The organism is Paraburkholderia ribeironis (assembly GCF_900019265.1).
Lineage (GTDB): Bacteria > Pseudomonadota > Gammaproteobacteria > Burkholderiales > Burkholderiaceae > Paraburkholderia > Paraburkholderia ribeironis.
In genome coordinates this window covers 1-718 of the sequence record NZ_CYGX02000218.1, presented here as the reverse complement: position 1 = coordinate 718, position 718 = coordinate 1, and the positions used below count along the sequence as shown (strand labels likewise).

1 protein-coding gene is annotated in these 718 nt (G+C 53.6%); it reads left to right on the top strand.

Annotated features, from left to right (window positions below; genetic code table 11):
- Positions 1-485: 485 nt before the first annotated feature.
- Positions 486-718: helix-turn-helix domain-containing protein (locus BN2475_RS33245; RefSeq protein ID WP_281254306.1), on the top strand; the 233-nt coding region annotated here is incomplete at its 3' end.

Genomic DNA, 718 nt, shown 5'->3' with positions numbered 1-718 from the left:
TTTCAAGCAGAAGACGGCATACGAGATTTCTGCCTGTCTCGTGGGCTCGAAATACGCCATGTACTGGGGCCAGCGCGAGAGCGCCGCTAGATCGCCGCCTCGCACAGCTGCGGCATCGGCAAGAAACAGCAGGTCAAACCGCGCGGCCTCAGCCTTTTTTGCCAGTTTCACATAGTGCTGGAAGTTGCTTCCCGCGTCGAGTTGGGAATCAGGACTCAGCCACGCGGCAATGTGGTTGCCCGTGGGATGGAAGAGTCCGCCAAGTTTCATCATGCGTTTCCTATCCACGTTTATCTCCGAACGAATTGTGATGGAATTATTTGATCCGTTCTGGGAATACGACAAGCAACCAATTCAGAACACCCTGTTGCTTTGCAGTGTTGAGTTCTCGACAACAGATTGACTGATAGCAGCACGCAAACGGATCACGGTGAGCAAAAAATTCGAACGGAATGCGCGAAATTCACTGATTTTCTTGAGCGCTCGTGAACGCTAGATTGACCGTAGTGCAAACTCTATCCGTCATTGTGTCCATGAGAACGATACTGATGTCACCGCTGATGCACTATGTGCGCGAGGTGGCGCTGGAAGGTTCAATCCGTCGAGCTGCCGACAACCTGCATATTTCGCCTTCCGCAATCGCCCGCCAGATCCAGCAACTCGAAGAACAGTTTGGTGCCGCGTTGTTCGAGCGGCAGCCACGCGGCATGCGCCTGAC